Origin of the sequence: Pseudomonas paeninsulae (assembly GCF_035621475.1) — a bacterium.
Classification (GTDB): Bacteria; Pseudomonadota; Gammaproteobacteria; order Pseudomonadales; family Pseudomonadaceae; genus Aquipseudomonas; species Aquipseudomonas paeninsulae.
In genome coordinates this window covers 2,823,777-2,838,458 of sequence record NZ_CP141799.1, presented here as the reverse complement: position 1 = coordinate 2,838,458, position 14,682 = coordinate 2,823,777, and the positions used below count along the sequence as shown (strand labels likewise).

The following is a 14,682-nucleotide window of genomic DNA, read 5'->3' as shown; positions in this document are numbered from 1 at the left end:
GCAAAAAACTGCGTTATTACACAGCCTGAGTCGGGAACTGTCGGGTGCAAATGACAGAAGTCGCCCCCTGGCGGCCTGTGGCGACAGGCAGCTATCTACGATGCCAGGGGCGATTCAATCAGATTTCAGGCATGTCCTGTCGCGAAACGATGTTGTAGTTGTGGAGGCCACCTTCTTCAAGTTTTCTGCTTTTTGGGGTACAACTCATAAAAGCACCCACCCATCGGATCGGCCCAGACCAACTCACCAGTAACAGGTCGTCTCATGATGTTATCGAGTTTGGCATCGACGTTCCCTTCATGACTCTCCGCGAAGTCTGCGGCCTCAGCCAGGGTTCTTAATATCCCAGCCAAGGCTGGTTGCTCATTGGCTAAGGACCGGCATCGTTTAGAAAGCACAGCATTGTCTGGCAACTCATCATTGTCATCAAATAACCCAAAAATTACTCTGGCGAGCACAGGTTCACTGTGCTCGTCTACGCTCACCAATCTTTCCACTTCGGCTAGCCAGTAGAACTCTTTTTCGCTTCCTGGGAGTGAAGAGTCCGAGGGCCCGACGGCACCGTAATCATGAATGACCTCAACCACATTGCGATTGCCTTGGACCCATTGTTGGGTTAGGAAATTATGGCCACAACCTTCAAGCGTAAGGCGATAAAGTCTGCCACCCCGATCAAACAGCATGCTATTTGAGCCTTGACAAAATATAGCAGATCCTTTTAATGGTTCTTTTGTCAGCAACGCTTGAAAATGAGCGCCTTCGAATATCGCTGTATTAGTCATTAGTACTCATTACGAAAAAGGTATTTTTTATAAAATAACTGCCGATAGCTGAATAAGGAGACGCCCGATCGCCTTTAATTGTAACTAGGAGCAGCAGCCAATGGCGGCAGGGGCAACATTTCCTATGTTGTGGGCGCTACACAGCTGTACCAATTGATGAAATCGAGCAACTCGTCTCTATCGGTAAGTTTCCATACTAACGCTGGGTTACCCAAGCGTAATGCAGGGCAATTTTTACGATTCAAATTAGAATTACGGGGGTCAGTATTAGCGTAGCGTTTGGCTGGTTCCAGCTCAGCCTCATTTACAGGTACACTTTGGGTCCAAAGTGTAATGACTTGGCTTTCGCGTTCAAGTGCGATTTCTTTGCCGTCAGCGGTACGGAATCCGGCAATGTACTTCGTTGGCTCAGCGATCCGGGCAAAAAAATATTCCAATATTGCTTCGATATCCGAGATTGATTTGCCTTCTTGTTCGAGCGCACTCTCTGTGGTTTCTGTTTCGAGTGTTTGTACCTGGGTCACTATATCAACGGCTTGCGCTTCAGCGACAGGCATCGCTGAAATGTCTCTGTTTTGTTCAACCTCCTTCGTCGAATCAGTTGCATATCCTTCTGCGGGGTCCGGCGCGGCAGAGTCGGCCCCCGCACCTCCGGCTGTAATCAGTTGCCGTAGTTTCTGCACAATCAGTTGCTTTCTTGCGACAATGAACTTTTCGAAGTTGGCTAAATCCCATAAGCTGGGCTGCGCAGGAATTAGATGCATCTCCAGATAAGCTTCCGATTTATCGGCAAACCAGTCCTTTGGCTCTTGGTCGCATTTACCCTCGAAGCCGTTTTCATCGGCGGTTAGTAGCATGCAGTTGGCCAATTGGTCGCGCGCCGCTGCCTGATAGCGCATCAGCGATTGTCGCCCGGTTTCAGGATTATGATCCTTGACCGAACGCAGCAGCGACTGCGGAAAAATATGGTCCACTTGCGGCAAGTTCCCCGTGTACGCTGGTTGGTAATCGAACTGTCGGTACCAGAGGTTAAAGATGAGATGAATTGCTTTCGAGCCATAGGAAGCCTGAAGAAGGCTTTCCTCCGATACATCGAGATTTCGACCGTCGTTATGGATGACCTCGAACAGATCACTCACCGAAAACTGCTCATCCTGCTTGATGCACCGAACGCACTTGTCGATCAAACCATCAGGGCGGCCACTGAATGCACTGCACAGGAGGGTGCGTAACAGGTACGTATCCAATCCTCTAACGGATGTCCATCGTTGCGGATAATGGAAGCGAAAATAGATTACCGGGATGAGAGCTAGGTATGAAGGCAGCGCATGGTCCGAACGGATATAGGTCTTGCGGTAGAGATAGTCACGAACGTCGCGGATGGCCGCCGATATGCGGGGCCACTGGGAAACGATTTCCTGCTTAGTCACATCATCCCTGAATTTTTTGACGTCGTACGCAGCGCCCTTGCCTAAAAGTACCAGGCACGTTTTCAAGATGAAGTCGCGCGTAAACTCATAGCCACTCGCGTTCAGCTCGGAAATCAAGTCCTCCATGGCTTCGTCCGCATCGTCCCATGAGGCGGTCAGCAAGGAGAACAGCAGGTCCGACTTACCCAGCTTGGTACCGCCGGAGTTTGCTCGAATGAAAATCTCAACTACGTCATTTTCAGTGTAGGCATCAGGGTTATCGACGCTGTCGAGTTCTTGGTAGCCGATTGCCTCCTCAATGACAAAGACCTTTTTTGCTTGCCACAAATTTTTCAATAGAGCGTCCTGCTGCTCGGCATTCAGCGTCATGCTAGCCTGCGCCATCAATTCATTAGCCAGTACGTTTGGCATGCCCTCACTGAAAACAATTCTCTTGAAGTTAACCCACGGAAACATGGCCTTGGATGGGCTCAGAAAGCGAAACTTGAAACGCACCTCATCTGGGTCAGCCTGCGCGCCACTAAGCACATGGAAGAACAGTTCCTCCTTGCTGTGGCTGCCGCACAGGGAAATATAGAGGCTTTGCAGCCGCTGCTGCCCGTCCAAAACTAACAGCTTGGTCCGCCCATCTTCTGGCACCTGAAATTGTGACAATTTTAGATCTTCGCGATAATTGTCGATGAACTTCCGACGCTTTATGTTCGATCGAGTGCGCCAAACCAGCAAAGTGCTGATGGGGTATTCACGCATGATAGAGTCGAATAGTTTCTCGATCTGCTCCTGCCCCCATACGAATGGCCGTTGGATGTTCGGTAGCCAGAGTCCACCGTCGTATTCCGGGTTGTTGAGGTATTGTACGATTTTACGGATGGAGACATTTTTGTTCTTCACAGCTGGTCCTTAGCGTTAATCGGGGTAAATGTCCATCGCGAAGCAGCCTCTATCGCCCGGATCACTGGAAAATCGATCATGACTGACGGATACGTTGCTGGCAACGCGTAGCCATGGGACGTAGAGCGTCGCACACCAAATTCTGCATATTTGGAGCGTGTACAGCACGAAGCTGCCGATCGTCTGCCTCTGGCCGAAAGTTGCTGGTGGCGACAGGGAGCTTTTGGCCGGTTGTTGCCTGTCGCCAAGGGCAGTAGACGACCCAAACCGGACATCCAGATGGCTGAAGGCTGTTAACTGGCAGCCCACCATGACCTCCTGTTTTCTTTCGTGAAATTGGTCGGATGCCTCATACTGACGGTTCTATAAAAAAGTGCTGAAGATTGAGCCCGTTAGTGACCGAGACCATGATCTCTCTATTAAAAAACGTCAATCTGTTCACCCCAGAGCCTGTGGGCATCAAAGAAGTGTTGGTTGCGGGTGGTAAGATCGCCGCGATATTTGATGCCAACGATGTTGATCAAGACAACCTGCCCAGAAATTGGAACGTCGAAGTCATCGACTTGGCGGGAGCCTCGCTTGTTCCCGGCTTTATCGACAGTCACGCCCATATTACCGGTGGCGGTGGTGAAGCGGGATTTGCCAGCCAGGTCCCCCCCGTTCCGATTTCAGAATTTACCGGTGCGGGCGTCACCACCGTTGTCGGACTGTTGGGCACCGATGACTGTACGCGCAGCACCGGCAACCTGCTGGCCCGGGTTTATGGACTTAGAGAAGAGGGGATGTCCGCGTATTGCTGGACCGGCGGCTATCACTACCCGTTAACGACGCTGACCGGCAGTGCCAAATCGGATATCGTCTACCTAGAGCCGGTCATTGGTATTGGTGAGTTTGCCATCAGCGATCACCGTTCGAGCCAGCCTACCTATCAAGAGTTCGTACGACTGGCCAGCGAGGCCCACGTTGCCGGTTTAATCACCGGTAAAGCGGGGGTGATCCACATTCATCTGGGGGATGGCGAGCGTCGGTTGGAACTCATCGAGCGTGCTATCGCTGAAACTGAAATCCCTGCTAGGGTGTTCAACCCCACCCATATCAATCGCAATAGGGATCTGTTCGACGCCAGCTGCCGACTACTCAACAGCGGCGGCTACGTCGACATTACCGCCTTTCCCAAAGGCACCGCAGATCCCGGTTTAGAAGCGGTTGAGGCGATTGAACAGGCGATCAGCCGCAATCTGCCGCTCGACCGGATCACCGTTAGCTCAGACGGTGGCGGCTGTCTGCCCTGTTTCGACGCCCAGGGTGAACTGCAGCATATGGATTTTGGTCGCGCCAGCACCCTGCTCGAAACCATCCAGGCGGGATTAAACGCTGGCTTGGCTCTGGAAATGCTACTACCGATGTTTACCAGCAATGTCGCCAAGCTATTACGATTTAAGACTAAAGGTAGAATCGCCCCCGGTTTTGATGCCGATCTGCTGGTGTTAGATGAAAAACATCAAATTACCGACGTGATGGCCAAGGGGCACTGGCATAAACGTAACGGATCGTCAGTCATTATTGGAACGTTTGAATAGAGGTATTTATGTGTCCTGCAAAGAGTGATGACGGTGTTCGACGTGGCTTTGTTATCCCCATTGGTGGTGCTGAAGATCGGTCTCAGGATCCGGTTATTCTGCAGCGTTTTGTCGAGCTATGCGGTGGTAAAGACGCCCGTATCGTGATCATTCCCACTGCGTCAAGATTGGAGGAAACCGGTCCAAATTATGAGGCGGTTTTTACCGAGCTTGGCGCAGCCAAAGCGATCTCCTTGCCGATCTATTCCCGCGAAGATGCGCAGCGGGATGATTACCTCGAAGAGATGGCGCAAGCAACCGGGATCTTTATGACAGGCGGTAACCAGTTGAGGCTGTCGACCATACTAGGCGGCACCCCGGTAGCACAGTGCATCAGAAGATCGAATGCGGCCGGTGTTCATGTGGCAGGCACCTCAGCGGGAGCCGCCATCATGCCCGAGCATATGATTGCCGGAGGGGCGACCGGGGCATTACCCAGCGAGCAAGGTGTCACCTTCGCACCAGGTATGGGGCTAATCAGCAAGGTGATCCTCGACCAGCATTTCAGCCAGCGAAATCGTTTGGGAAGGCTACTATCGGCCGTTTCCTATAACCCCTTTGCCTCCGGTCTCGGTATCTGCGAAGACACCGCGGCGTTTATCGGCCCCGACGGTATTCTGGAAGTGGTCGGTAGCGGCAGCCTCACCGTGGTCGACCCATCGGATCTGCAATATAGCTCCATGGCCGAAGCCAGTACGGGGGAGTCGATCACTCTAATCGGACTGAAACTACATATGCTTAGCAGCGGCGCTAAATATTGCCTGAATACCCGCCAAGCCTGGCCTAAATAACGTCTGTGGCTATCTACCCGCGGATATTTAACCTATCTATATAGATTGACGAGTGATCTTTCGGAAAAGATCTTCGGTCTATTCACTCATCATTCTATTTTCGTTGTAAAAAAGGCGCCTTCAGACATGTTGTGAGACAGGCATCATTACGGTATCGCAGCCAAGCTCAAGTATCTGATTTTACTAGGAAAAGCCAATGAAAATCATTTCCTCAAACGTGTACGTTGGCCCGAACTTCTATGCGCATTTTCCTGTTATCCGCCATGTGGTCAACCTGGGTGTATTGGAGCAATTTCCGTCAACCAAGCTCGGCGATACCTTTGTCGATGAACTGGTAAGCGCATTACCTGGTTTGCAAGAACACGGTTGCTCGTACGGCGAGCCAGGCGGCTTTATCCGCCGGTTAAAAGAAGATGACGGCACCTGGATGGCCCATATCTGGGAGCATGTGACCCTCGAACTACAATGCATGGCTGGCACCGAAGTGACCTTCGGTAAAACCCGCGGAACCGGCAAGGAGGGCCAGTACAATATGGGCGGCCGCGGAAACTGAGTGCAACACCTGACCTTTCCGGTAAGGTGCGGCCCAATGGAATATCACGAACTCAGCATTGAAGAGCGCGCCACGATTCAAGTGGGTCGGTTGCATGGCATGAGCCAGCAAGCAATTGCCCAAGCACTTGGTCGCAACCGCTCCACGATCAGTCGTGAACTGCGACGTAACACCGGCTCCAACGGCATCTATCACGCACCTACGGCCCAGGGGCATATGCGTCAACGTCGAGAGGCGTGTCGCCCGCAAAAGAAGCTAGTGCCGGGCAGCGAACTGCTTGAGTTGGTGGTGGAGTTGCTGCGAAAAAACTTCTCTCCCGAACAGATTGCCGGCAAGCTGCGCAGCATGGATATTCCCAGTTTTGAAGATGCTTACGTTTGCCGCGAGACGATCTACAGCGCGGTCTATGCCCTGCCTGTGGGCGAGCTGCGCAAGGAGCTGATCCAGTGCCTGCGCCAGGGCAAGAGTACGCGTAGGCCGCGTGCAGGGGGCGTTGATCGGCGCAACCAGATCCCGGAGATGGTGAGCATCCATCTGCGTCCGCCAGAGATTGAAGACCGCTTGATGCCGGGGCACTGGGAAGGTGATCTGATCAAAGGCAAGGCCAACGCCTCTGCTGTGGGCACGCTGAACGAGCGCAGTAGCAATTACCTGATGCTGATCAAGATGAACGATGCAACGGCAACTTCGGCGGTTGAGGGTTTCAGTGCGGCCCTCAACCGGATGCCGCTGGCTGTGCGCAAGAGCATGACCTACGACCAGGGCAGGGAAATGACCCGGCATGCTGAGATCACCCAGAAAACAGGGGTGGCAATCTACTTCTGCGACCCGCACAGCCCCTGGCAGCGCGGCAGCAACGAGAACATCAATGGCCTGATTCGCCAGTATCTGCCCAAGGGCACGGACTTGTCTGTATGTAGCCAGGAACAGCTGGATGCCATCGCTTATGAGTTGAACATTCGTCCACGTAAGCGCTTCAACTGGAAGTGCCCAATTGAGGTGATGTCAGAGATGATGGAAAAAGCGATGACGATGCAACATGATGCGCCCGCTTCAATTCAATAACCGTGTTGCACTCAGCTCCTGCAACCGCCATGGTTTTCCAGTACACGCAGCGCGATGTCGGATTAGAAGCCGCCCAGCTGGCGAGAAAACTGCTGGTTTCGTTGATACCTGCAGCCGTTCAAGCGCAGCTGGATACCAAACTGGAGGCTGACTTCGATTTCTCCCAAGAGTTATCGGATTTCATCCGCTTCGCCCAGCGCAAGCAGTTTGGCCCCAGTACCCAGTCGCTGGTCAGTGCCGCCGAAGCACGTAACATTCCATGGATACGACTCAATCAATACAGCTTGGTGCAGTTTGGCCACGGCAAGTATCAGCAGCGGATACAGGCGACAATCACCAGCCAGACCAACCATATTGCCGTCGAAATTTCCTGCGACAAGGAAGACACCCATAATCTGCTCAACGATCTCGGCTTGCCGGTCCCGAAACAGCGGATGGTTTATTCTGCCAAACAAGCGTTCAGCTCGGCCAAGACCATTGGTTTGCCGGTGGTGGTTAAGCCGCTGAATGCCAATCACGGTCGTGGTGTTTCCATTGACCTGAGCACCGAAGCGGAGATCGCTACCGCCTTCGACTACGCCAGCGAGCACGGCACCAGTCGCGCGGTATTGGTGGAATCTTTTCTGACCGGATTGGATCACCGCATGCTGGTCGTCAATGGTGAGTTGGTGGCCGTGGCCAAACGGGTGCCAGGGCATGTCGTCGGCGATGGCAAGAGCTCGATTGCCGAGCTGATCGAGATCGTCAACCAAGACCCCCGTCGCGGGGTCGGCCATGAAAAAGTGCTGACCCGACTGGAGATGGACACCCAAGGAAGGCGCTTGCTGGACGAGGCCGGGTTGAACCAGGACAGTGTGCTGCCCGAGGGCACGATATTTTATCTGCGCGACACCGCCAACCTGTCGACCGGCGGCACTGCGATCGATATGACCGACGTGTGTCACCCCGACAATAAGGCGATGGCCGAGCGGGCGGTAAAAGCGGTCGGTCTGGATGTCGGCGGCGTCGACTTCATGACTGCCGACATCACCCAGTCGTATAAAGAGGTCGGCGGTGGCATCGTCGAGGTCAATGCGGCACCCGGCTTTCGCATGCATGTGGCGCCGAGTGAAGGCAAACCCCGCGATGTCGCCGGCAAAGTGATGGACATGCTGTTCCCGCCCGGCACGCCGGCGCGGATCCCGATTGTCGGTATCACCGGCACCAATGGCAAGACCACCACCTCGCGGATGTTGTCGCATATCCTCAAGACCGCTGGCCATGTGGTCGGCATGACCTCGACCGATGGCGTCTATGTCGATGGCCATCTATCGGTCAAGGGCGATATGACCGGGCCGGTGGCGTCACAGATGGTGCTGCGCGATCCGGCGGTCGATATCGCGGTGTTGGAGACGGCGCGTGGCGGTATTCTACGGGCAGGTTTAGGCTATCGCGACAGCGATATCGCCGCCTGCCTCAACGTTCAGCCCGACCATCTGGGGATGAAGGGCATCAATACCCTGGAGCAGCTGGCTGAGATCAAGCGGATCGTGGTGGAAGTGGCCAAAGATACCGTGGTGCTCAATGCCGATGATCTCGAATGCCTCAAAATGGCCGATCATACCCAAGCCAAGCACCTTTGTTACGTGACCATGAATGTCGGTCACGGCCTGGTTCGTGAGCACATCCGCGCCGGCGGTCGGGCAGTGGTACTCGAGAAGGGCATCAACGGCGACATGATCACCATTTTCGATAATGGCGCGCATATTCCGCTGCTGTGGACCCATCTGATTCCGGCAACGCTCGAAGGCAAAGCTACCCACAACGTTCAAAATGCGATGTTTGCCGCCGCGCTGGCCTTCAGTCTGAACAAGTCGATCGGCGATATTCAGCACGGCCTGCGCACCTTCAGCACCACTTTCTTCCAGGCACCGGGGCGGATGAACGTCTACGATGAGCATCCGTTCCGGGTCATTCTGGATTATGCCCACAACCCCGACGGCATTCGCTGCATGAGCGAACTGGCCAGCAAGCTCGACGTGAAAGGCAAACGCATCGTGGTGATCGCCGGCCCCGGCGATCGCCGCGACGAAGATCTGGATGAAATTGCCAAGGCGGCCGCCGGCCATTTCGATATCTACATCTGCAAAGCCGATGACAACCGTCGTGGCCGTAGTCACGACGAAGTGCCCCAGCGGGTCGCCCGGGTGCTGAAAGAACAAGGCATCGACGCGGCCAATATTCTTATCGTCCCGGACGAGGTCGAAGCCATCGATACGGCACTGGGCATGGCGGTGCAGAACGATCTGGTGATGGTGTTCGGCGATGCCATTACTCGGTGCTGGAAACAGATCATCCACTTCGATGGTAAATCCGGCGTGCAACCCGAGCCCGAACTGGCCCCGGTACATACGGTGGTATCGATGCTGGATAGCAATGCTCCGGATCCCTTTGTGCTGGAATCGGGGATGAAGATCGTCAAAGACGAGCGAGGAGTGCGTGTCGTTGCCGAATTTGAAGAAGGCAGCGACTGATGGCCGACGCAGCGATCACCCTGACACTGGACGATGGCCGGCGCCTGACCGGCAAGAACTTACTCTGGGACCACCCCGGCGCGATCATCGATGCCTTCGTCGACGGCATCGACAAGCAGCAGGTTGTCGATATCTGGCAGGTTCATGTCCGGAGGTTGATGGACAACCTGGGCTGGCAAGCCGAGGCAACCTGTTACCGCCGGTTCGAGGACGGCATCAGTGTCGCCATCAGCGCGCCGCTGGATGCCCTCTATGCCGCTTGTGAAATCAACAAGGCGGCTTGGGAAATGACCTGCGCCGAGATCATCGGCACGGCACGACAGGAGAGTCCGGTGCAAACCCTTGACCGGCTCAGACAGGCCATCGACGAAGAGGCCAACCCCGCCCTGCTGCGGCTGATCGAGTTTGCAAAAGCGCATAACGCACCCTGGCTCTGGGACGACGATGACTTTTCTCTCGGTTACGGGGCCAGTGTGCAGGTCTGGCCGGTCAGGGCCCTGCCCGATCCCGACAGCATCGATTGGCAGTGTTTCAAAGCCGTGCCGCTAGCACTGGTCACCGGTACCAACGGCAAGTCGACCAGCGTGCGAATTCTGTCGCAGATGGTGCAGCAGTCGGGCAAACGCTGTGGCGTGACCTCGACCGATTTTATCCGGGTGGGCGACCATATCATCGATAGGGGCGATTATTCCGGCCCGGGCGGCGCGCGGATGCTGCTGCGCCACCCCGACACCGAAACCGCGGTACTGGAAGTGGCCCGGGGTGGCATTCTGCGTCGAGGCTTACCCGTCGACCGGGTCGATGCCGCCTTGATTACCAACATCGCCGAAGATCACCTGGGGCAGTACGGTATCAATACCATCGAAGCCCTGGCCCGCGCTAAGGCGGTAGTGGCGAAGGCGCTCGACGGCGGTACGCTGGTCCTCAATGCCGATGACCCGCAGTTGGTGCAACTGGCGCCCGAACTGAACGTCACTAAATGCTGGTTCTCGCTGAACGCCGGCAACCCGGTGTTGCAGGTTCACCGTGGGCAGGGGGGCGCCGTCTGTTTTCTGCGCGAAGATCCGCACGGTGAAGCTCAACTGGTCTACATCGACGCCAGCGTCGAGTCCGAGATCATCGCCGTCAACGACATCCCCATGACTTTGAAGGGTGCGGCTCGTCATAACATCGAAAATGCCCTGGGTGCCATTGGCCTGGCCAAAAGCCTGGGCCTCGACGACTCGTCGATCGCCTCCGCACTACGGCAGTTTTCCAGCAGCATCGATGACAACCCTGGGCGCGGCAACCGGTTTGAAGTCGACGGTGCTACCGTGATCATGGATTTTGCCCACAACGCCCACAGCATGAACGCGATGGCCACCACCCTCGCCAACATGCCGGCGCAACGAAAGCTACTGATGCTGAGCATGGCAGGGGATCGCAGCGATCGTGAGATCGCCGAATCGACCCGGGCCGCGTTAGCTATACAGCCGGACCTGTTGGTGGCGGCGGATCTGGAGGCGTATCTAAGGGGGCGCGAACCGGGTGAAGTCCCGCGGCTGATCGCCGATGCTGCCGTCGCTATGGGCATGTCGGCACAGAACATCCTCTTCAGTGACAGCCCTTACGCGGGGGCCAAGCTCATCGTTGAACAGTTACAGCGCGGGGATCTGGCCTTGCTGTTGGCGCTATCGGATAGGGAGGAAATTATCGACTTACTCGGGAAATCGTCCGCGCAGCATTCGGATAGTGGCTAATCAGGATGCCTGGTCTGTCGGTAATCCTCCCATTCTTGGCACAGCCGTGCCGGCCGCTCTGGGCTGAGGCTTTCGCGCAGTTGGTGGGGTGATAAGGTTGTTATGCACCACACGACAAGTCCTTTTTCGTGTGGTGTTCTGATGGGGCTGAGGCTACCGCTGGCGCGGACAAATATCCACCAAGCCAGCGACCCCGACCAGTGCCTGCGTTGAAAATACAGACAGTCCGCTCCTGGCCGAGAGCAGGCATTTTCGGCTGAGCGTTTTCGACGCTAAGTTGTCGGTGGCAACAGGCAGAAGTCGGCCCAGACTGTGTAAAAACGCAGGCACCAATCTTGATATGATTTGACCAGACTTCATCTCAGCAGGAGATGCCTGTGCGGCGATTCATTCAGGGTGAAAATCGGACTCAAGTTACCTTGCTCCCAGAGAGTTTGGATGACTATGTGACGGACACTAACCCAGTGCGGGTAGTCGATGTATTCGTCGCTGAGCTCGACCTAGGCAAGCTGGGTTTTGAAGGTGTCGTACCGGCGGAAACAGGTAGACCCGCTTACCATCCTGCTGACCTGCTGAAGATTTATATCTACGGTTACCTCAACCGCATCCAATCCAGCCGGCGCCTTGAGCGAGAAGCTCAACGTAACGTTGAGCTCATGTGGCTGACTGGGCGCTTGATGCCGGACTTCAAAACCATCGCCAATTTTCGCAAAGACAACGGCAAGGCAATCCGCGCTGTTTGTCGTCAATTTGTGGTGCTGTGCCAGCAGGTGGGGTTGTTCTCGGAAGCACTCATCGCCATCGACGGAAGCAAGTTCAAGGCGGTCAACAACCGGGATCGCAACTTCACTAGCGCCAAGCTCCAGCGGCGCATGGAAGAAATTGAATCGAGTATCAATAGGTACCTGAGCGCACTCGAAGCCGCGGATCGTCAGGAGCCTGTCGTTTCGCAACCGAAGACTGAGCGACTGCACGGCAAGATTGCTGCGCTGAAAGTAAAAATGCAGGAGCTCAAGGAAATCGAGGTGCGGCTCAATGAGACGCCGGATAAACAGATATCGCTGACCGATCCTGATGCCCGCTCGATGAAGACCCGAGGCACGGGCATCGTTGGCTATAACGTGCAAACAGCCGTAGATGCCAAGCACCATTTAATCGTGGCTCATGAAGTGACAAACGACGGGAGTGACCGAAGCCAACTAAGTCCGATGGCTAAGCTGGCGAAACATGCCATGGGTGTAGAAAAACTATCGGTGGTGGCTGATCGGGGCTACTTCAAAAGCGAAGAAATATTGGCCTGTCACCAGTCGGATATAACCGTACACGTACCGAAGCCTATGACCTCAGGGGCCAAGGCAGATGGGCGATATAACAAGACTGAATTTATCTACGATACAGAAACCGACGAATACAAATGCCCAGCAGGGCAGCGCTTGATTTGGCGGTACGCCAGTGTTGAAAAGGGACTGCAACTCCACACTTATTGGAGTTCACACTGCCAGAGTTGCGAGCTGAAAGGGCAATGCACGCCCAGCACGGAGCGACGCGTCAGGCGGTGGGAGCATGAAAGCGTGCTGGAGAGTATGCAGCACCGCCTAGATCAGGCCCCCGAGATGATGCGTATCCGTAAACAGACCGTTGAGCACCCCTTTGGAACGCTCAAGGCCTGGATGGGGGCTACCCATTTTCTAACCAAAACCTTGCCTCGGGTCAGCACTGAAATGAGCTTGCATGTGCTCGCCTACAACATGAAGCGCGTCATTAAGATATTGGGAAGTGCAGCGCTGATGGAGGCAATAGCAGCCTAGGGCTGAATGCCTTTTGGGCGCGCCTGGAGCTTACACAGCAGGTTTCTTGCACCTAATCAGCCAGAAAGCCCACCGAAACGCTGCATTCGACGTAGAAGTCCACGGACTAGCTCTTTATCGTATCTAGGGCTCGTTCTGCCGGCCAATCAGTTTCAGCGACGTTTTTACACACTCTGGGCCAAAAGCGGCCATCTGGGTGAGGGAAATATCCCCCTTAAATTGGGCTTAGGAGGGGGCATTGCAGATGTAGTACCTGCTACCCGATCAACTCATCACGCACCAGAGAAGCAGGTATGGAGCAGTACAACCAAGACAGCGACAACATCGGCAAGCAACGAGAAGCCGCAGCGCGGGAGTGGAAGCGCATCACTCGCGAATTTGATGATCTTGCGGTGCTCTGGAGTGCAATGGTGGAAAATGGCGGGGCGTGAAATGGTGCCCACCTAAATCAGGTGGGCACCGCGCCGTGACATCGAGGGATCAGGGAGGCGTGCTGGCTGAACGTTTGCTCCAGACTTCAGTGTCCGGACGTCTAGCTAGCTGTCTTCGAGTGCGGCCAGTTGAGCGCGTGTGGGCAGACCATCGCTATCACCGGGAAAGGTAACTACGCGGGCGCCAATGGCGTTGCCGCGCTTGGCTGCATCCTGAACAGACAAGCCTTCGAGCAGTGCGCTGACCACACCTGCAGCAAAACCGTCACCCGCGCCGACCGTATCCACAATCTGCTCAACTCTCACACCAGGCGCAAAGCCACGTGTTTCGCGAGTGGCATAGTAGGCGCCGTCGGCACCTAATTTGATCACGACTACCGAGCAACCACGGGCGAGATAAAAGTCAGCGATTTCGCTTGGTTCCTGCAGCCCTGTCAGCAACTGGCCCTCGCTCAAACCGGGGAAGATCCAGTCGCTGCTCTCTGCCAGTTGGTTGAGGCAGTTGATCATCTCTTCATTGGAACTCCACAGGGTCTTGCGCAAGTTCGGATCAAACGACACGGTTTTTCCGGCGGCGCGCATATCCTTGGCCATGTGGAAAATTAGTTCGCGTGCGCTCGAGCTGAGTGCGGGACCGATCCCGGTGATATGCAGGTGGCGAGCCGAGCGGCAATATTCAGCCGGATAATGCTCAAGGCTCAAGGTGCTGGCGGCAGAGCCTTTGCGGTAGTACTCAACATCCGGGTCACCACCGTCGAGCCGGCGCGATTTGAACATCAGGCCGGTAGGATGATGGGAGTCGAGTGTTATGTGGCGGGAATCAATGCCCTCGCCCGCCAGTACGTCGAGCAACCAGTGACCGAGGCTGTCATCGCCCAGGTTGCTGATGAAACCGACCTTGTGTCCCAGCCGCGACAAACCAACGGCAACGTTCAGTTCCGCTCCGGCAGGCAGGCGCACAAACCGCTCGGCATGCTTGAGGCAACTGGCATGGTCCGATGCAAACAGGCCCATCGGCTCGCCGCAGGTCACGACATCGACTGCTGTGGTCTTTTCCATC

Annotated in this window: 11 protein-coding genes; 8 read left to right on the top strand and 3 right to left on the bottom strand. The window is 55.3% G+C overall.

All coding sequences use genetic code 11. The features are described from left to right. Positions 1-176 precede the first annotated feature (176 nt). Both VCJ09_RS13120 and VCJ09_RS13115 read right to left on the bottom strand, forming a co-directional pair. Positions 177-782 carry a hypothetical protein gene (locus VCJ09_RS13120; RefSeq protein WP_324730633.1) on the bottom strand — a complete coding sequence of 202 codons (606 nt, stop codon included), beginning with the start codon at positions 780-782 and terminating at the stop codon, positions 177-179. Between the two features lie 122 nt (positions 783-904). Beyond that, positions 905-3,103 (bottom strand): DUF262 domain-containing protein, encoded by a 2,199-nt coding sequence (locus VCJ09_RS13115; protein WP_324730632.1) that lies wholly within the window; start codon positions 3,101-3,103, stop codon positions 905-907. A 395-nt stretch (positions 3,104-3,498) separates the two neighbouring features. On the opposite strand from VCJ09_RS13115, the gene iadA reads away from it, so the two are divergent. The 8 genes from iadA (at position 3,499) to VCJ09_RS13075 (ending at position 13,622) form a co-directional block, all read left to right on the top strand. Next, positions 3,499-4,683, top strand: a complete 1,185-nt coding sequence (gene iadA / locus VCJ09_RS13110) for a beta-aspartyl-peptidase (protein ID WP_324730631.1) — start codon at positions 3,499-3,501, stop codon at positions 4,681-4,683. An 8-nt stretch (positions 4,684-4,691) separates the two neighbouring features. Continuing rightward, entirely contained in the window at positions 4,692-5,513 is an 822-nt protein-coding gene (locus tag VCJ09_RS13105) for a cyanophycinase (protein WP_324730630.1), read from the top strand. Between the two features lie 196 nt (positions 5,514-5,709). Continuing rightward, complete coding sequence (locus VCJ09_RS13100) at positions 5,710-6,066, top strand: cyanophycin synthetase family protein (RefSeq protein ID WP_324730629.1); 357 nt, start codon at positions 5,710-5,712, stop codon at positions 6,064-6,066. A 36-nt stretch (positions 6,067-6,102) separates the two neighbouring features. Then, complete coding sequence (locus VCJ09_RS13095) at positions 6,103-7,131, top strand: IS30 family transposase (protein WP_324730628.1); 1,029 nt, start codon at positions 6,103-6,105, stop codon at positions 7,129-7,131. Positions 7,132-7,160: 29 nt separating this feature from the next. Continuing rightward, on the top strand, positions 7,161-9,644 hold the full coding sequence (gene cphA, locus VCJ09_RS13090; protein ID WP_324730627.1) for a cyanophycin synthetase: 2,484 nt from the start codon (positions 7,161-7,163) through the stop codon (positions 9,642-9,644). Then, positions 9,644-11,383 carry a Mur ligase family protein gene (locus VCJ09_RS13085; RefSeq protein WP_324730626.1) on the top strand — a complete coding sequence of 580 codons (1,740 nt, stop codon included), beginning with the start codon at positions 9,644-9,646 and terminating at the stop codon, positions 11,381-11,383. The genes cphA and VCJ09_RS13085 overlap by 1 nt, the downstream gene beginning before the upstream one ends. A 377-nt stretch (positions 11,384-11,760) precedes the next feature. Further along, positions 11,761-13,191: an IS1182 family transposase gene (locus VCJ09_RS13080; RefSeq protein WP_324730625.1), complete on the top strand. Its 1,431-nt coding sequence runs from the start codon at positions 11,761-11,763 to the stop codon at positions 13,189-13,191. A 293-nt stretch (positions 13,192-13,484) separates the two neighbouring features. Further along, positions 13,485-13,622 (top strand): hypothetical protein, encoded by a 138-nt coding sequence (locus VCJ09_RS13075; protein WP_324730624.1) that lies wholly within the window; start codon positions 13,485-13,487, stop codon positions 13,620-13,622. 105 nt (positions 13,623-13,727) lie between these two features. On the opposite strand, the gene VCJ09_RS13070 is transcribed toward VCJ09_RS13075, so the two are convergent. After that, positions 13,728-14,681, bottom strand: coding sequence for a sugar kinase (locus VCJ09_RS13070; RefSeq protein WP_324730623.1), 954 nt, complete (start codon positions 14,679-14,681; stop codon positions 13,728-13,730). Position 14,682: the final 1 nt, after the last annotated feature.